General features: G+C 71.0%; 14 protein-coding genes. 4 read left to right on the top strand and 10 right to left on the bottom strand.

Annotation, left to right across the window (positions count from 1 at the left end; translation table 11 throughout):
- Nucleotides 1–45 precede the first annotated feature (45 nt).
- Nucleotides 46–687 carry a PadR family transcriptional regulator gene (locus A4X17_RS03025; protein ID WP_064294197.1) on the bottom strand — a complete coding sequence of 214 codons (642 nt, stop codon included), beginning with the start codon at nt 685–687 and terminating at the stop codon, nt 46–48.
- 94 nt (nt 688–781) lie between these two features.
- Between A4X17_RS03025 and A4X17_RS03020 the strand changes: the two genes are divergently transcribed.
- Nucleotides 782–1,720, top strand: a complete 939-nt coding sequence (locus A4X17_RS03020) for a phosphoribosylaminoimidazolesuccinocarboxamide synthase (RefSeq protein ID WP_064294196.1) — start codon at nt 782–784, stop codon at nt 1,718–1,720.
- 13 nt (nt 1,721–1,733) lie between these two features.
- On the opposite strand, the gene A4X17_RS03015 is transcribed toward A4X17_RS03020, so the two are convergent.
- From A4X17_RS03015 to A4X17_RS02985, 7 genes are all read right to left on the bottom strand, one after another.
- Nucleotides 1,734–2,438 carry a hypothetical protein gene (locus A4X17_RS03015; RefSeq protein WP_139205499.1) on the bottom strand — a complete coding sequence of 235 codons (705 nt, stop codon included), beginning with the start codon at nt 2,436–2,438 and terminating at the stop codon, nt 1,734–1,736.
- A gap of 211 nt (nt 2,439–2,649) precedes the next feature.
- A complete protein-coding gene (locus A4X17_RS03010) occupies nt 2,650–3,777 on the bottom strand; it encodes an alcohol dehydrogenase catalytic domain-containing protein (RefSeq protein WP_064294194.1) in 1,128 nt (375 codons plus the stop codon).
- 19 nt (nt 3,778–3,796) lie between these two features.
- A complete protein-coding gene (locus A4X17_RS03005; protein WP_231884278.1) occupies nt 3,797–4,597 on the bottom strand; it encodes an HAD family hydrolase in 801 nt (266 codons plus the stop codon).
- Complete coding sequence (locus A4X17_RS03000; RefSeq protein ID WP_231884277.1) at nt 4,594–5,856, bottom strand: TIGR03364 family FAD-dependent oxidoreductase; 1,263 nt, start codon at nt 5,854–5,856, stop codon at nt 4,594–4,596. Before A4X17_RS03000 ends, A4X17_RS03005 begins: the two co-directional genes overlap by 4 nt.
- Nucleotides 5,853–7,610 carry a phosphonate ABC transporter, permease protein PhnE gene (phnE, locus tag A4X17_RS02995; RefSeq protein ID WP_064294193.1) on the bottom strand — a complete coding sequence of 586 codons (1,758 nt, stop codon included), beginning with the start codon at nt 7,608–7,610 and terminating at the stop codon, nt 5,853–5,855. The genes A4X17_RS03000 and phnE overlap by 4 nt, the downstream gene beginning before the upstream one ends.
- Complete coding sequence (phnC, locus tag A4X17_RS02990) at nt 7,610–8,605, bottom strand: phosphonate ABC transporter ATP-binding protein (protein WP_082915885.1); 996 nt, start codon at nt 8,603–8,605, stop codon at nt 7,610–7,612. Before phnC ends, phnE begins: the two co-directional genes overlap by 1 nt.
- A 137-nt stretch (nt 8,606–8,742) precedes the next feature.
- Nucleotides 8,743–9,663 (bottom strand): phosphate/phosphite/phosphonate ABC transporter substrate-binding protein, encoded by a 921-nt coding sequence (locus A4X17_RS02985; RefSeq protein ID WP_064294192.1) that lies wholly within the window; start codon nt 9,661–9,663, stop codon nt 8,743–8,745.
- Between the two features lie 262 nt (nt 9,664–9,925).
- On the opposite strand from A4X17_RS02985, the gene A4X17_RS02980 reads away from it, so the two are divergent.
- Both A4X17_RS02980 and A4X17_RS02975 read left to right on the top strand, forming a co-directional pair.
- On the top strand, nt 9,926–11,071 hold the full coding sequence (locus A4X17_RS02980) for an alpha/beta hydrolase (protein ID WP_231884276.1): 1,146 nt from the start codon (nt 9,926–9,928) through the stop codon (nt 11,069–11,071).
- Nucleotides 11,072–11,129: 58 nt separating this feature from the next.
- On the top strand, nt 11,130–12,560 hold the full coding sequence (locus A4X17_RS02975) for an alanine--tRNA ligase-related protein (protein ID WP_064294190.1): 1,431 nt from the start codon (nt 11,130–11,132) through the stop codon (nt 12,558–12,560).
- A gap of 13 nt (nt 12,561–12,573) precedes the next feature.
- Here A4X17_RS02975 and A4X17_RS02970 read toward each other — a convergent pair whose 3' ends face one another.
- Complete coding sequence (locus A4X17_RS02970; RefSeq protein WP_082915884.1) at nt 12,574–14,625, bottom strand: bifunctional lysylphosphatidylglycerol flippase/synthetase MprF; 2,052 nt, start codon at nt 14,623–14,625, stop codon at nt 12,574–12,576.
- A 54-nt stretch (nt 14,626–14,679) separates the two neighbouring features.
- Nucleotides 14,680–16,275, bottom strand: coding sequence for a PucR family transcriptional regulator (locus tag A4X17_RS02965; protein ID WP_064294188.1), 1,596 nt, complete (start codon nt 16,273–16,275; stop codon nt 14,680–14,682).
- Between the two features lie 156 nt (nt 16,276–16,431).
- Between A4X17_RS02965 and gabT the strand changes: the two genes are divergently transcribed.
- The gene (gabT, locus tag A4X17_RS02960) at nt 16,432–17,796 is read left to right on the top strand and encodes a 4-aminobutyrate--2-oxoglutarate transaminase (RefSeq protein ID WP_064294187.1); all 1,365 of its coding nucleotides are present in this window, start codon (nt 16,432–16,434) and stop codon (nt 17,794–17,796) included.
- Nucleotides 17,797–17,829: the final 33 nt, after the last annotated feature.

Here is a 17,829-nt window from a genome sequence, read left to right as displayed (position 1 = left end):
GGATGAGCGGGACCGCCGGCCGGACTGGTCGGTCGTCCCGGAGGTTCACGGGGAGGGTGTCGGCTGAGAGGACACGGGCGGGGTCGCCGCCTGCTCGTGGAGTGGCGCACGGGTCCCCGGCACGTGCCAGGCGAGTGCACCGTCGGCGATCTCGGCGAGGAGCGATTCGAGGTGGGCGATCTCGGCGCGCACCATGGCGGCCGAGTAGGGGACGTTGATCCAGTACACGCGCGGGATCCCGCGTTCGAGCGCCCACGTCATGCGGCGATCGAGGTCGGCGAGCTCGGCCTCCTGCCGGAGGATACGGGTCTCGAGCAGCATCCGCACCTCCTCGGCGCCCAGTTCGTGGGCCTCGGACAGCGCGAGCCCGAGCTCCGGGTACTCGTTCGTGGGGGTGCTGAGCAGCTCGCGCAGCCGCTCCCCCAGCAGGTGCCGACCGAGGTCGGTGATCTCGAACGTGGTGCGCTCGGGACGGGCTCCCTCGCGGTCGGTCCCGGAAGCGAGCACGAGGCCGTCGGCCTCGAGTCCGTAGACGGCGCGGTAGAGCGAGCCGGGACTCACCTTGACGACGCGGTCCTCCTGCCGGTGGAGCGCGAGTTGGTACATCTCGTAGGGGTGCATGGGTCGCTCGGCCAGATACCCGAGCGCGGCGACGGCGAGCGGACCGAGCGGCTTGACCTTGCCCATGACTCCCACCATCGTTCCGCTCGAACTATTCCACATGGAATATACGCTGCCGTCGACGCTGACGCAAGGCCGACGATCGGCCAGAGAGGAGGCCATGCGCGATAATGAACGAGTGAGCGCACCCTCGGAGACCAACGCCTGGAACCACGTCTACTCGGGCAAGGTCCGCGACCTGTACGAGCCGGCCGCCGGCCCCGACGACCTCCTGCTCGTCGTCGCGAGCGACCGGGTGAGCGCCTTCGACCATGTCCTCGAGCCGGGCATCCCCGGCAAGGGCGATCTGCTCACCAGCCTGAGCCTCTGGTGGTTCGACCAGCTCCGCGAGGTGCCGAACCACCTCGTGCCCGATCATGAGCTCGACGCCGCGGGCGTCGCGGTGTCCAGCATCCCGGTGGAGTTCGCCGGGCGCGCGATGCTCGTCAGGAAGCTCGACATGTTCCCCATCGAGTGCGTCGTCCGCGGCTACCTCACCGGCTCCGGCTGGAAGGAGTACGTCGCGAACCGCACCGTCTGCGGCATCCCGCTGCCCGAGGGTCTGCGCGACGGCGATCGCCTGCCCGAGCCGCTGTTCACCCCCGCGTACAAGGCGCCGCTCGGCGAGCACGACGAGAACATCTCGTTCAGCCGCATGGTCGAACTCATCGGCGAGGACGACGCGGTCGCACTGAAGGACCTGTCACTCGGCATCTACGAGACGGCATCGCTCACGGCGGAGCGTCACGGCGTCATCCTGGCCGACACGAAGTTCGAGTTCGGCCGCAACCCGGCGACCGGCGTCATCACGCTCGGCGACGAAGTGCTCACCTCCGACTCAAGCCGATACTGGGACCGCGACGTCTACCTGACGAGCGACGACCCCACCGCACGGATGGCGAGTTTCGACAAGCAGATCGTCCGCAACTGGTTGGCCCACAACTGGGACCAAAACGACGCCTCGACGCCCACACCACCCACCCTGCCTGCCGAGATCGTCACGCAGACGGCCGCCCGCTACCGCGAACTCCTCGAGCGCCTCACCGGCACCGGTCGCTGATCGAAGGTACCGGTCAGCTCGTCTTCCGACGGGCACGGAGCCGAGCGCTGTCGGCCAGGATGGCCTGCGCATCGGGCAGCGGCCCCTCCGGCACGATGACACCCATGAGCGTGGCCGTCTTCTCGAGCGCGTCGCGTGCATCGTCGGCCGCGAGCCGTGCCTCGACGAGATCGCATGAATCGTCACTGCCCACCTCGCTGCGTGTGCCGCTGCGCTCCACGAGCTCCCGCTGCAGCCGCTCCGCAGTGGCGTACATGCGCGTCAGCGTCCAGAGCGAGGTCCACGGAAGGTCGTCACTCAGCCCGATGAGGTGATCGTTGAGCGGATCGATCCACCGCGACGGCTGGTGTCCGCCGTCCAGTCGGCGGCGGCGGTTGCGTCGCTCGGCCGACGCGAGCAGGAGGACGGCGACGAGGATCGCACCGAGCAAGGCGCCGACGACGTCGAGTCCGGGCGCCCAATCCGGGTCGAAGCCGGGGAGTGACACGGACGAGCGTTCGTCGTGCACGAGCCACCACTCGACCAGCACGCCCGCCGTCGCACCGAGGACGAAGCCCGTGAGGAGGAGGAAGGCACCGAGCAGGAGGGTGATCCTCCGCCGCAGCTGGTGACCGCGCTGCTGACCCTCGGTGAGCTCGCCTCGTTCCGCGAAGGGATCCACGACCATGAGGCGACCACCGACACGGACCACCCCGGGGTGGCGAGTCGTGACCGTCATGGCCCGAGGATACCCCACAAGGTGGGTCATGCGGCGGGATTCACGAGCCGAGATCGGCGGAAATCCGCGGCGGATCGACCGCGGTGGCCCCCGGAATGGGGGCGCCCGAAGGGGTCACGCCGCCTTGGCGGGCCGTCGCCGAGCCGTCGTCGGGACCCCGCCTGGCTCATCGGACGATCCGCGCCAGGTCGAAGCGCACCCCGTGGTCCGTTCAGGGTCGTACCCCGACGCGCGGGAAGGTGCCCGACGCGGCTGCGGCGAGCGCGTCGTCGACGTCCTGCAAGGGGAACTCCGGGCCGACGAGTTCGGCGAACGGATACCGACGCCACGCACCGGTAAGGAAGTCGACCGCGCGGGCCAGATCCCGCGGTCGGTAGTTGTGTGCCCCGCGCACCGTGAGGAGGCGTCGGACGATGCGTTCGGCGTCGATGCCGAGCGGTGCACCGGGCGACACACTGCCGACGAGGACAGCTGTTCCACCGATCGACAGCGACGCGATGGCGGCGTCCACGGCACGGGCGTCGCCGGACATCTCGATGGCGACGGGGAAGCCCTCCACACCCGCCGCGAGGTGTGCGGCGTCGAGGTGCTCGGCGGCGCCGATCGTGGGGTCGACCGTCGCGATGGCGCCGAAGCGGCCGGCGAGCAGCCGGCGGGCGGGGTCCGGATCACTCACGACGACGCGCGCCCCGGCATCGGCCGCCATGGCCGCGACGGTCAACCCGAGCATCCCGGCGCCGGTCACGAGCACCGCCGTGCCGGGCAGGTCGTGCCCGGCCGCATCCAGTGCGGCGATCGCGGTGGCCGTCGCGCAGGACGCGGGCGCGAAGACGGCGGCGGGCGGCGTCTCCCCCACGATCACGATGGCCGTGCCCTCGAGGAGTTCGACGTGGGTCGCGAACCCGCCGCTCAACTCCCAGCCGCGGTGGACCCGGTCGTGCCCGTACTTCGCGAGCCTGCGGCACTTCTGCTCCAGGCCGGCGGAGCAGCGATCGCAGACGCCGCAGCTCACGACGACCGACCACACGACCCGCATCCCAGCGACGAGGACGGTGCCGTCCACCGCGGTGACGGGTCCCCCGACCGCCACGACGCGTCCCACCTGTTCGTGCCCGAGGACGAGCGGTGTGGCGGCGTCACGGTGCCCGAGGACGGTGTGCACGTCGGAGCCGCACACGGTCGCCAGTTCCACCTCGACGAGGACGTCCCCCGGCCCGAGCGTCACCCCGGGCACCGCCATCGCCTGGTGCGGGTGCCCAGGCCCCTGCCAGACCATCGCGATCGGCGACGGTCTGATGAAGACGTCGTTGCCCTCGTGCGCGGTGAGCGTCGTGTGCATGGTTCCCCCGGTCGGTCGTTCAGTCGAGACCGAGCAGCGCGGGCAACTCGGCGATGCTCGTGATGATCTCGTCGGCGCCCGCCTCGAGCAGCGTCTCCTCGTCGTGCGCTCCGGTGAGCACCCCGACGACGAGCCCGGCGCCGGCGTTCACCCCGGACAGCATGTCGCTGGCCGTGTCGCCGACGACGACCATGGTGTCGACGGCGCTCGCACCGAACCGGAGGAGCGCCGTCAGCGGCAGGTCGGGCGCTGGACGCCCTCGGCCGGCGTCGGCGGGCGACAGGGCGTCGTCGGCGAGTTCGGACCACCCGAGGCTCGCGAGGAGCGCGTCGCGCGTGGCGGGGGCGAACCCGGTGGTGAACACGACGCCCACGCCGAGCTCGCGGAGCCGCCGCACCGTGTCCTCGGCTCCGGGGATCGCCTCGACGCGCCCCTCGCCGACGAGGCGCTCGTAGGCCGCTTCGAAGGTGGCGTTGCCTGAAGCGGCTCGAGCCTCATCGCCGTCGGTCAGCATGAGGAACACGTCGAGCTTCGACTGGCCCATCGTGTCGCGGACGAGCTCGATGGCCGCGTCGAGCGCGTCCTCGGTGTCGATGCCGATCGTCTCGGCGGCGACGCGGAAGGCGTCCTCGACGACGCCGTCGTCCGAGACCGTCGTCCCGGCGAGGTCGAGGACCACCAGTTCGAGCAGGAGGTCCTCCTCGTGCGCGTCGTCGAACCCGTCCTCCAGCTCGTCGAGGTCGTCGAGGTCGGTCTCCACGTCGTCGACGGGGTCGGGAGCGGTGGTGCTGTCCTGCTGGGATCGATCGATGCTGGTCACGAGAGGCCTTTCTGAAGGTGGGCTGATGCGGCGCGGACACTGGTCGGCTGCGCCGGCGAGAAGGTCGGGCCGAGGTGCTCGGCGACGGCCAGCTCGCCGAGTGCGGGTCCGGTCGTCATCCCGATGCCCGTCGTCGCGGCGACCACGCGGACGCCCGGGGTCGGTTCGTCGATGAGCAACTCCTCCGGGGCGGTGGCGTAGACGCCCTGCCAGCGTTCGAGGACGTCGAGCCTCGTCCCGAACAGCGCGCTCCCTGCCCGGAGGAGTTCGTCGAAGGCGTGCTCGGACTGGAACGGGGAGACCGCCTCGCCGCGGCTGTGGGTGTCGCCGAGGATGATCGAGCCGTCCGGCAGCTGGGTCGCCATGAGGTTGACGTCGAGCGAAGCGAGCCCGGGGTGGTCCTGCTGCAGTCGCTCCCGGAGTGCCGGGATGGCGGGCGAGTCGGCGAATCCCGCGTAGCGCAGGAGCGACCACCCGGTCAGGAGCGGCGCCGGCATCGGCATCGGGAGCTCGGCGCGCACCCGGACCATGTCGAGCGCGCATCGACGGACGACCGCCCGCTCGGCCAGCTCGGGCAGCAGCGTGTCGATGTCGTGGTTCACCGCGACCACGGTGAGGCCTGCGGCGATGACGCCGCGGCTGGTGTCGACGAAGCCGGAGCGCAGTCCGGTCACCGTCGTCCGGCGCCGGAACTCGACACCGCGGCGTTCCAGGTACGCCGTGACGGCGCCCAGGGCCTGACGCGGATTCACCTGGAGATCGCGTGGCAGCCAGGCGCCGCCCACCACGTCGTCGGCGCTGATCGGCACCTGCTGCAGGAACTCGGCCGCGTCGTACAGGCGGACGTCGGCCGCGGCACCCGCCTGAGCACGGGACGCCGCGAAGTCCTCGAGGACGCGCAGCTCGTCGAGGTGCCGGGCGACCACGTGCGTGCCCGAACGCCGGACCCACAGCCCCGCGTCCTGCTCGAGTCGCTGCCAGATCTCGGCCGAACGCGCGGCGAGGCGAGCGGCGAGCCCGGCCTGCGGCGTCGCCGCCAGATGGCCGAAGTTCCGGACCGATGCACCCTGGGCTTCGGCCGAGCGTTCGACGACCACGACCTCGGCACCGGCGTCAACGGCGGCGAGCGCCGCCGACAGCCCGACGATGCCGGCTCCGACGATCACGACATCGGCGCGATCGGCCGAAGCACCCAGCGAGCCGACGCCGAGGCCGACCCGCGCCGCCGACACCCCGCCGCTCATCCGTCGTCCGTTCACGAGAACACCCTCCGCATCCACATGGCGATGCCCTCGACGACGAGGACCACCGCGAGGATCATCAGCACGATGGCCGTGACCTGGTCGTAGTTCCCGCCCTGGTCCGCCTGGATCAGGTAGTAGCCGATGCCGCCTCCGCCGACGATGCCGAGCATGGTCGCGGCGCGGATGTTCGTGTCGAGCGTGTAGAAGGTGTGCCCGACCAGCGCGCGGGCCCCTTGCGGGAGGGTCGCGGCGGCGTAGACCTGCGGTCGGGTCGCACCGACGGCGATCAGCGCCCGTTCCGGTCCGGGCGCGACCTCCTCGAAGGAGTCGGCGATGAGCTTGCCGAGGAGGCCGATCCCGCAGATGCCGAGCGCGAGCGTCCCCGCCTGGGCACCGAGCCCGGTGACGACGATGAGCAGGATCGCGAGGATGAGCTCCGGGATGCCGCGGATGCCGACGAGCGCGAACCGGGCGCCGGTGCGGACACCACGGTTCGGGGCGACGTTCCGTGCGGCGAGGGACCCGATGACGATCGAGCAGACGAGGGCGATGAGGGTCGCCGCGAAGGCGATCGCGACGGTCTCGAACATCGCCTCGACCATCTGCTCCGTCGTGCGCATGCCGAACGACGGCGGCCAGAGACGGGCGAGGACGTCGGGCGCCTTCGCCCAGAACGTCACGAGGTCGCCCCACTGGATGTCGGACACGACGACGCCCCAGACCACGACCGCCACGGCGAGCCAGGCACCGACGGTGTCGCGGACGCGGGCCGGCGTCCAGGGTCGCTTCGCTGCAGCGGCGATCCGGGACTCGGCGCTCGGAGCAGCGGTCGTCCGACTGCTCCCATTCACCGCGCGACGCGCGTCCCGACCCGCGGCCACCCGACGCACGACGCGGTCACCGAGTCCGCGTCCGGTCGGCTGCACCCCGAGCATCACGGTGCGCACGGTGCTCGACACGATCTCCATGACGACGCACAGCGCGAAGATGACGATCGCGAGTCCGATGCCGAGCGAGTAGTCGAGTGACTTGAACGCGAGCGACAGCTCACGGCCGAGGCCGAGGACGCCGACGTAGCCGAGCAGGACCGAACCGCGCAGGTTGATGTCGCCGCGGTGGAGGACCGTGGCCACCCAGGACGGCAGGACCTGCGGCAGCACACCCGAGGTGAACTCCTGCAGCTTCGAGCCGCCGGCCGCCCGGATCGCGAGTCGCGGCCCTTCGTCGACCTGCTCGATCGCGTCCGCGAAGAGCTTCGAGATCATGCCGACGGAGTGCAGCCCGATCGCGATGATGCCGGGCAGCGAGCCGAGCGAGAACATGAGCACGAGGATCATCGCGATGACGACGTCCGGCACAGCACGGCTGAGTACGCCGATGAACCGACCGACCGCGCGCCAGGCCGGTCCCGGGGTCGTGTTGGCGGCTGCGAGGTAGGCGACCGGAATCGAGAGCACCGCAGCGAGGACCGTGCCGGAGATCACGATCCCCAGGGTCAGGGCGGTGAGCGACAGCAGTTCCCCGGGCGGCGGGAACGTGATCGTCCCCACCCGGTTGAAGAAGTTGACCGCGTTGCCCCAGCTCGCCACCATGTTCGGGATCGAGATCCCGACCTCGAGGAGCGAGTAGACCGAGAACGCGAGCAGCGCGACGAGCGTGAGCACGGCGGCGATCGTCTGCGGGCGGAGACGACCGACCGGGACGGGTCCGGAGAGTCCGGGCGGGCGGTCGGCGGGCGGTGCCGTCTTCGCGGGCGCGGTAACGACCATCAGCGGGTCCTGCCAGGTCGACGGAGCTCGTCGGGCTCGCGGCCGTCGACATCGGCGTCGAACTCCCACCCCGGGTCGTCGGGGAGTTCGTCCTCGCCCACGCGCTCCTCGACGCCGAGCAGGCCGCGGAGGTCGTCGTCGGGGTCGCCGAGCAGCTCGTCGGTCTCCAACTCCACGGCGATCGCCTGCAGCTCACGGGTGCTCGTCGCGACCCGGCCGTAGATCTCCATCACCTCGGTCTTCGAGAGGCCGTCGGTCGTGGTGTCGAGGACCACCTCGCCGTGACGGAGACCGACGATACGGTCGCCCCAGGAGAGCGCGAGGTCGACCTGGTGCAGGCTGCACACGACGGTGAGTCCGCGGTCGATCGCGATCTCGCGGATGAGGGCCATCACCTGCTCGCTCGACTCCGGGTCGAGGGAGGCGACGGGCTCGTCGGCGAGGAGGATCTCGGGGTCCTGCATCAGCGCTCTGGCGATGGCGACGCGCTGCTGCTGACCACCGGAGAGGGTGTCGGCGCGCTGGTAGGCGCGCTCGAGGAGCCCGACGCGGTCGAGGTGGCCGAGCGCCTTCATCTTCAGGTTGCGGCCGTAGCCGAGGATGCCGAGACGTGGTCCGCGGACGCCCGCCAGCGAACCGGTCAGGACGTTCTCGAGGACGGTGAGCGACGGCACCAGCTCGAACTGCTGGAAGACGAACCCGACGCGGGCGCGGAGCCGGCGCAGGGCGCGCTGCCCGAGGGCCGGCACCTCGTCGCCGAGGACCGAGACGGACCCTGCGGTGGGCCGCTCGAGACCGTCCAGGTGACGGAGGAGCGTCGACTTGCCGGATCCCGACAGACCGAGGAGGACGACGATCTCACCGCGACGGATGTCGAGGTCGACGCGCTGCAGGGCGACCGTCCGGTCGAAGCGCTTCGTGACCCCGCGGAGACGCACGAGCGGTTCCGCTCCGTCGGGTGCGGTGTGACGCGCCTGCTGCTCGGTGACGCTCATGACTGCTGCCTCTCGTGAGGTTGGTGGTGATGCGGACGTCGCACCGCGACGGGCTTGGTGACCTGGAACCGGAGCACCGGCCACCGCCCTTCGACAAGCTCAGGAACCGCTTGTCGAAGGGCGTGCCGGTGCTCAGATCAGGCCTGGCACTGCTTGGCGTTGGTCTTCTTGCAGATGTCGCGGATGGTGTCGTAGTACGCGTCGTCGACCGGCGAGGTGCCGTAGAAGGTCGCGCGGAAGGCGTCGCTGTCGGCGCTCTTCACGCCGGAGTCGATGATCTGGTCGATCGTGACCTCGGAGAGGGCCTTCTCGAGCTTCTCCTTCACGTCGGCGGGCAGGGAGTCGGACTCGACGATCGGCGCACCGGGGACCATCGTGCGGTCGATGACCTTCACGCCGTCGTTCTTCTCGACCTCGGAGTCCTCGGCGAAGCCCGCCTCGCACTCGACGCCCTCGGCGGTCTTCGTCACCGAGACGTCGTGCTTGCCGGCGAAGACCGGGGTGATGTCCTTCTCGGGGTCGATGCCGGCCTCGAGCAGGTTGTAGCTCGGGAAGAGGTACCCGGACGTCGAGGACGGGTCGACGAAGCAGACCTTCTTGCCCTTGAACTCCTCGATCTTGGTGATCGACGAGTCCTTCGGGACGATCGCCTCGGAGTAGTAGCCCGGCTCCTGCCCCTCGACGGTGATGATCGACGAGATCGGCGTGATCTTGGCCCCGTTGTTGAGCGCGGTCACGTAGGTGAAGCCGGAGAAGGACGCGACGTCGATCTTGCCGGCGACGGCCGCCTCGATGAGGGCCGCGTAGTCGGTCGACTCGTGGTATTCGACCTTCTTGCCGGTCTCCTTGGCGATGTAGTCCATGAGCGGCTGGTAGTTGGTCTGCGTGTCGACCGAGTCGGGGACGACGCCGAAGACGAGGGTCTGGTCGTCGACCGCGAAGGTCCCGGCCGCGGCTGAACCGGTGTCGGTGGCGCTGGCGCTCGAGCAGGCGGCCAGGCCGATCGAGAGGAGGGCGGCGGCGCCGAGCGCAGCGACGCGGGTGAGGGAGAGCTTCATGTGCTGGGACGTACCTTTCAGAAGGACCGATGCACCCGCCCGCTCCGCGCGTGGCTCCGGTGGAGCGGAACCGCGAGTGACCGACGCGGGCACTGCTGTGTGCCGTACGTGTGATCACGCTACGAGCGGCACCCGAACAGGGCCGGGCCTCCCGGTGAACAAGAGGTGAAGCCGCGCGGAAGGATCGATCAGGCAAGCCACGGTCGTCGTCTGCCGAGCCCGCCTAGACTGCTGGGATCCGCCCATCCGAGCAGCAAGGCAGGTGAGTCGTTTGCCTCTCGACCCGATCTTCGTCGAACGAGCGCGGACGCACCGCGCCTACCTCATCTCGACCGCACTCGAGCAGGCGAAGGCCTTCTTCCTGCGGCCGAAGACGACCACCGTCGCACGCCCGAAGCCCGCTCCCGCCGCGGACCCGAAGGCGACCTCCCCGAAGGCCACCGGACCGAAGGCGAAGCCCTCGAGCCCGACGGCGAAGGCCACCACCGCCGCACCCCGCCGCAAGAAGACACGCGCACAGCACCGCAAGGCCGCGCGGAACTGGGACAAGAAGGAGCTCGCGACCGTCGGCGTCCCGGGCCCGGAGCTGCGCATCGAGGAGCACACGATCCCGGTCGCCGGCTTCCCCGACGTCCGGATCCGGCTCTATCACCCGCCCACGGCCGACGGAGACCAGGCGGTGCCCGCGGTCCTGTCCTTCTTCGGTGGGGCGTTCCGCATCGGCGGGATCGACTACCCGACGACCGACGCGGGGTTCCGTCGTCGGGCGGCCGACGCCGGCGTGGTCATCGCCGCCGTCGACTACGCGCTCGCTCCCGAGCACCGGTACCCGACCCAGCTGGAACAGGCCCACGCGGCGCTCGAGTGGCTGTTCGCCGAGGCCGCGACGCTCGGGATCGACTCGCGGCGGATCGCCGTCGCCGGGGTGTCCGCCGGCGGCAGCATCGCGGCGGCGCTCACGCTCGTGAACCGTGAACGCGGCCGGCTGCCCATCCGACTCCAGCTGCTCGAAGTGCCGGTCACGGACCTCACCGGCGGCCACATCGACCTCCGTCCCGTGCGGGAGATGGGCATCCCGAGGATCTTCGCGATCAAGGAGCTGCGCTCCGTGGCGAAGACCTACCTCCTGGACCGACGTCAGGCGAAGGAGCCGCACGCGTCGCCCCTCCTCGCCCGGTCGCACGCGGACCTCCCCCGCGCCGTGATCCTCACGGCCGAGTACGACCCCCTCCGCGGTGACGGCGCGGCCTACCTCGCCGCGCTCCGGGCCGACGGCGTCGACGCGAGCGGGACGATGTACCTGGGCGCGACGCACGACACCCCGATCTTCGGCGGCGTGCTCCCTGCGGCCCGCCGCTGGCACGACGACGTCGTGACCGCCCTGCGGTCACTCCACGACGCGGACTGAGTCGGGTCGCCGCGCCCAGCGGCTTCCCCTCGGACCGGAAAGCTGGAATCGTGTCGGCATGGACGCCCACGACATCCGGAACGCCTACCTCGACTTCCTCGAACGGAACGGCCACGCGTTGATCAAGCGGGCTCCGCTCGTCCCGCGCGGCGACACGAGCACCCTCTTCAACGGCAGCGGGATGCAGGCGCTCCTGCCGTTCCTCCTCGGTGAGGATCACCCCGACGGACGGCGGTTGACCGACAGCCAGCCGTGCGTCCGGGCCCAGGACATCGAAGACGTCGGCGACAACCGGCACACCACCTTCTTCGAGATGCTCGGCAACTGGTCGCTCGGCGACTACTTCAAGGAGACGCAGATCCGGCAGTTCTTCACCTTCCTGGTCGACATCGTCGGACTGGATCCGGAGCGGATCTCCGTCACCTGCTTCATCGGCGATCCCGCGAACGGCATCCCGCGCGACGACGAGGCCGCCTCGATCTGGGCGTCGGTGTTCGCCGAGCGCGGGGTCTCCAACGGGATCGCGGAGATCGGCTCCCAGGCCGACGGCGACGCCCGCGGGGTGCGGCCCGGTGAGCGGATCTTCTTCTACGACGGCGGCGAGAACTGGTGGTCCCGCGGCGGGTCACTCGAGGGCACACCGATCGGCGACCCGTGCGGCCCCGACAGCGAGGTGTTCTACGACTTCGGCCCCGAGTTCCAGGACCCGTCCTACGGTCTCGCGCATCCCGCGAGCGACGGCGGACGGTTCATGGAGATCGGCAACCAGGTGTTCATGCAGTACCGACGGCGCGAGGACGGCTCGTTCGAGGAACTCGCCAGACGCAACGTCGACTTCGGCGGCGGCCTCGAACGCATCGCCGCCGCGTCGATCGACTCCGACGACGTCTTCCGCATCTCGCTGCTCTGGCCCATCGTCGAGCGCCTCGAGGAGCTCACCGGGAGACGCTACGAGGACGAGACCACCGCCATGCGCATCATCGCCGACCACCTGCGGGGTGCGACCTTCCTCGCGGTGGACGGTGTGCGTCCGTCGAACAAGGAGCAGGGCTACGTCATGCGACGACTGCTCCGACGGGCGATCCGGCTCGCGCTCTCGCTCGACCTCCACGAGAACTTCTTCGGCGAGATCGTGCCCGTCATCGCCGGACTGTACGCCGACGACTACCCGGAGGTGGCCGCCGCCCGCAATGAGGTCGTCGCCGTCCTCGTCAAGGAGGAGCAGTCGTTCCGGCGCACGCTGGGCGCAGGGCTTCAGATGGTCCAGGGGTACGCCGGACGGGTCATGACGGGACACGACGTGTTCCGGCTGTCCGACACGAACGGCTTCCCGAAGGAGCTGACCATCGAGGAGGCCGGGCGCCTCGGCATCGAGGTCGCTTCCGACTGGGAGACGGAGTTCGCCGCCGCCCTCGCCGAGCAGCGAGCGCGGTCCCGCGGGGCGACGCACCTCGGCGCAGCGGGACTCCCGGGCGGCGACACCGCCTGAGGGCCGGCCTCGCTCAGTCGCGCTTGAGCATGTCGATGCCGGCGCCGGCGAACTGCCGGAGGGTCGCGTCCGGCAGGAACGCACGGGTGAGCGCCGCCGCGATCCGCGTGAGGTCGCCCTCGTCGCGGTACAGGAGGTAGATCGGCTCCGATCGCGGGTTGAACTTCTGCTTGAACCGGTGGAGGGACGAGAAGCCGTACACGGGCTCCAGGATGCCGCTGAGCTGACCCAGCAGGTGCGCGATGCGGCCCTCGTCGTCCTCCACCCGGTGTGCGAGCGGCGCACCCGAGAGCGAGAGGATCTGCGCGCCCTCCTCGGCGAAGACCTTGGCCGAGGAGGCGATGAGGAACTCCATGACCGAACCGAAGCCCTCCTCGCGGCGCCGCATGAGGTCGAGCGTCCATCCGCGGTGCTCGCCGTCGGGGCCGAAGACCGGGAGCCAGCTGAGGAAGCCGTCGACGTCGCCGTCCGGCGAGATCGCGAGTGCCAGACGGACCTCGGGGTCGTCGGCCTCCTGCAGGGTCCCGAGGGTGAACCGCATCTCCGGCAGACCCTTGTCGCCGACCCAGCCCTCGGAGATGGCGCGGATCTGCTGTCGGACGCCCCACGTCTCGGCGGCGTAGGTGCTCATCCGGAAGACCATCCCCTCGCGCTCGGCCTTGTTGAGCGCCGTGCGGATGTTCGACCAGGCCTTGCCGGTGAACGCGAGACCGGGAAGGTCGACGATCGTGTCGTCCGCGATGATGAGGTCGCGCCATCCCTCGGGCATCGCGTCCTTCGTCCCCTGGCTGGAACTGAAGAAGCACGGGATGAGGGAGTCGCGCTCGGCCGCCTGGACGAACTCCGCGACGCTCGCCCGCAGGTGATCCGGTGGGCCGAGCGGGTCGGCCAGCACGATCGCGACACCGGCGTGCTTCTGGTAGGGCACGAGGCCCACCGAGGTGCGGAAGTACTCCATGCCGTCCCACGTGGCCATCCAGGAGAGCGAGCCGCCGCCCTCGGTCCGGATGAGCGCGCGGGCGTCGTCCGCCGACGGCAGGTCCTGCTGCTGCTTGCGCCCGACGCCGAGCTGTCGGCGTCGGTGGGATGAGAACGCGCTGCGGGTCGCGACGAGGTAGACCAGGAAGGCGAGCCAGAGCACCGACGTCGCCAGGAACACGTCGGTGTCGCCCCAGTCGATCGGGAGGTCGGCGGGATCGAGCGGCGACAGCGCCAGGTACAGGACCGCGACCAGGACGTTGAGGATCGCCCAGACGACGCTCAGCACCCACGCCCAGCGACGACCGAGCCGCAGGCCGTTGGCGACCACGATGATCACCACCGTGTCGATCGCGACGTCGAGCCACGGGCCCTCCGCCGGAGCGGTCGGACCGAACGGGCCGTTGGTCGGCACGAGTAGGGCGACGATCTGGACGACGCCGAGGGCCACACTCGTCGTGAACGCGAGCAGTCGGCGCTCGCGCACACTGGCCCGCTGGATGCGGAAGGAACGGTTCACCGCGAGGACGAAGAGCACCGCGAAGGCGTGCTCGAGGTCCGCGAGCGACCCGATGAAGAGGACCCCGATCGCGGCGTAGGACGCGACGATGATCCAGCCCCGCTGCCGCCACGGAGAGGCGAAGAGCGACACGCACGCGGCGAAGCACGCCATCGTCCCGCCGGAGGGACCGACGTCGAGCATCCCGGCGAGGCTCGCCGCCCACGGCCAGGGCAGTTGACTCGCGGCCCAGAGGAACCCGGCGGTGGCGAGGACGGCGACGAGCTGACCGGCGGCGAAGGTGATGAGCGCGACCTTCGATCCCCGCCACCACTCCAGCAGGCCGACCCAGGCGAACCCGATCACCGCGAACACGTAGGCCCACGGCTCCACGACGAGGAACGTCCCGGTGACGGGAGTCCACCAGCGCCCGGCCTCGAAGGCGGGCAGGCCGTAGGCGACCGCGTCCCACCACGGTTGCGCCGTCGTCGACTCCCAGAGGCCACGCCCGACGACACCCACGACGAGGACGACCAGCACCAGGGCGATCGTGACCGGCACCCGGGCGACCACCGTTCGGATCCTCATGCGCGCCGCCCCCTTCGTGGTTCCACGGAGCACACGCGCGCCGTGCGGTCGAGGCTACAGAACGGCCTCGCGGGACCGCAACGCATCCCCGTCCGGCAGGCTGGCCAGCGCGAGCCAGAGTTCGGCCCGAGCGGCGAAGGTGTCGAGCGGTCGCCCGAGCACCTGTTCCACCCGGGTGATGCGGTTGCGGAGCGTGTGTCGATGGATCCCGAGTCGCCGCGCGGCGGGCTCCCACTGGCCGTTCGCCTCGAGCCAGCCGCGGAGGCTCGGCACGAGGTCGGAGCCCTCCTCGCGGTCGACGCGGAGCACGGGCTCGAGCAGTTCCTCGGCCACGGCGGCGGCGCGGACGGGGTCGAGCAACCCTGCCATCCCTGCCGCGGCGAGCGCCCCGAACCGCACGACGGCCTCGCCTGCGGAGACGGCGTGCTCGTGCGCGGAGACCGCCTGCTCGATCCCCGTCGGCAGATCGGCGAGCGCGAGGGATCGGGAGAGTCCGAGCCGCCGTGCGGGGGCCGCCGCGATCACCGCCTCGACCGCCCGATCGACGTCCGTCTCGGTGTCCCCCTCAGCCGCTGCGAGAAGCAGGACGGGCCGTCCGTCCTGCTCGGCGACGAAGAGCGAACCCGGACCGAGCGTCTCGGCCCGTTCCAGCTCGGTGAGGAGCGCCTCGCGCCCGTCGGTCGGCCCGGAGCAGACGCCGACACGAACAGCTCCGCTCGGCAACGGCGTGCCGAGCTGTTCGGCGACCTCGCGCGCCGCGGCGGCCTGTCCGGCGCGGAGCAGCTGCCAGACACCGGTGCGCAGCGAGCGCCCCGCCCGTCCGAGTGCGCCGCCCTGCTCGAGGGTGAGCCCGGCGATGGCGACGACCGAGGTCACGACGCTCTGGGCCGCGGCGTCCAACGGGCCGTCGGTCCCGGCGATGGCGAGCACGCCCCGGAGGTCGCCGCGTCGGCCGAGGGTCTGCAGCGACACCGTCCGCGTGCGGCTCGCGAGCGTCGCCCCCGAACGCTGTCCGCGGCTCAGGAGCATGGTGGCCTCGCCGGCCACCCGCTCCAGGAGGCGCTCGGCCTCGGGAGCGGCGGTGGGCCCGTCGCCCGCGATCGCCACCGGGGTCGCGTGCGCGTCGAAGAGCACGACCCAGGCGCCGAGGGACCGCGCGAGTTCGGTCACGACGGCGACCGTCGCGTCGGGGCGGAGCGCGGCGAACGCGATCGCGCGCTGGGCGCCCAGTGCCCAGGCGTCCCTCGCCCGAGCCGCCTCGGTGAGGAGGTCGGCCGCGTACCGGATGACGGCGATGAACGGCGTGCGGTACGGGACCTCGACGAGCGGCATCCCGTGCGCCGCGCAGGCCTCGGCGAGTTCCGGCGGTGTCCCGGCCGTGATCACCTCGGTACCGAACCCCAGTCCGGCGACACCGGCGTCGGCGAGGCGGGCGACGTACGCCTCGACCTGCGTCGTCGACACGGCGGTCCCGAACTGCGTGCCCGTCGTGAGCAGCACCTGGTCGGCGAGGAGGAAGGGCGTGGGGTCCGGCAGGTCCGACCCGGATACCCAGGCGACCTGCCGGTCGAGGGCGCCCTCGGTTCCTGCCACCACGAGCTTCAGGCCGAGCGCACGGTGGTCGAGGAGGTCCTGCAGCGTCGGTGCCATGGCGCGAGTCTACGCAGGGATGCCGGATCGTCCAACTGAAGCCGCTGGTATGGACAGACTGTCGACTGTACCGATGCGGACCGCTGCCTAGCCTGGTGGCACTGCTCGCGGACGACCTCGGCGCCCCCGCCGGACGCGGCAGCCGAAGGAGTACCGATGACGAGCAGCACCGCAGCCCCCGCGCCCTCCATCCTCGGCGGACCCTCGCTCCCCCAGGAACGTCGCCTCGTCACCGCCATCCCCGGACCGATCTCCGAGGAACTCATGGCCCGGAAACACGCTGCGGTCGCGTCCGGCGTCGGCACGACGATGCCGGTGTTCGCGGCCGGCGCGGGCGGTGGCGTCCTCGTCGACGTCGACGGCAACTCCCTGATCGACCTCGGGTCCGGCATCGCCGTGACCGGCGTGGGCAACAGCAACCCGCGCGTCGTCGAGGCCGTCACCCGACAGCTGCAGGAGTTCACCCACACCTGCTTCACCATCACCCCCTACGACTCCTACGTCGAGGTCGCCGAGGCGCTCAACCGCCTCACCCCCGGCGACCACGCCAAGCGGACGGCACTGTTCAACTCGGGCGCCGAAGCGGTCGAGAACGCGGTGAAGATCGCCCGCAGCCACACGAAGAAGCAGGCGGTCGTCGCCTTCGACCACGCGTACCACGGCCGCACGAACCTGACGATGGCCCTCACCGCCAAGTCCATGCCGTACAAGAGCGGTTTCGGTCCCTTCGCCTCCGAGGTGTACCGCGCACCGCTGTCCTACCCCTTCCGCGACGGCGGGCTCACCGGCCCCGAAGCGGCGCAGCGCGCGATCACCCAGATCGAGAAGCAGATCGGCGCAGACAATCTCGCGGCGATCATCATCGAACCCATCCAGGGCGAGGGCGGCTTCATCGTCCCGGCGGACGGCTTCCTGCCGGCCCTGCTCGACTGGGCCCGCACGAACGACGTCGTCTTCATCGCCGACGAGGTGCAGACCGGCTTCGCCCGCACGGGTGCGATGTTCGCGTCCGAGCGCTTCGACATCGTGCCCGACCTCATCATCACCGCCAAGGGCATCGCGGGGGGCCTGCCACTCTCCGCCGTCACCGGACGCGCGGAGATCATGGACGCCCCGCACGCCGGCGGGCTCGGTGGCACCTACGGTGGCAACCCACTCGCCTGTGTCGCCGCCCTTGCGGCGATCGAAGCGTACGAGGAGGAGGACCTCGCAGCCTCGGCCCGGGCGATCGAAACCCGCATCGTCGACCGCTTCACCGCGGCGCAGACCTCCGACCCGCGCATCGGCGACATCCGCGGGCGCGGCGCCATGATGGCGGTCGAGTTCGTCGACCCGGCCACCGGCGAGCCCGACGCCGCCCTCACGGCACGCGTCGCGAAGGCCGCCCACCAGGCCGGCGTCATCGTCCTGACCTGCGGCACCTACGGCAACGTGGTCCGCTTCCTCCCACCGCTGACCATCCCCCTCGAACTGCTCGACGAAGGACTCGACGTCGTCCTCGAGGCGCTCGCCGCGAACTGACGCCACGCCCGCCGGTCCCTGAGCCTGTCGAAG

Origin of the sequence: Plantibacter sp. H53 (genome assembly GCF_001650455.1) — a bacterium.
Classification (GTDB): domain Bacteria; phylum Actinomycetota; class Actinomycetes; order Actinomycetales; family Microbacteriaceae; genus Plantibacter; species Plantibacter flavus_A.
This window is presented reverse-complemented; position numbering and strand designations above follow the sequence as displayed.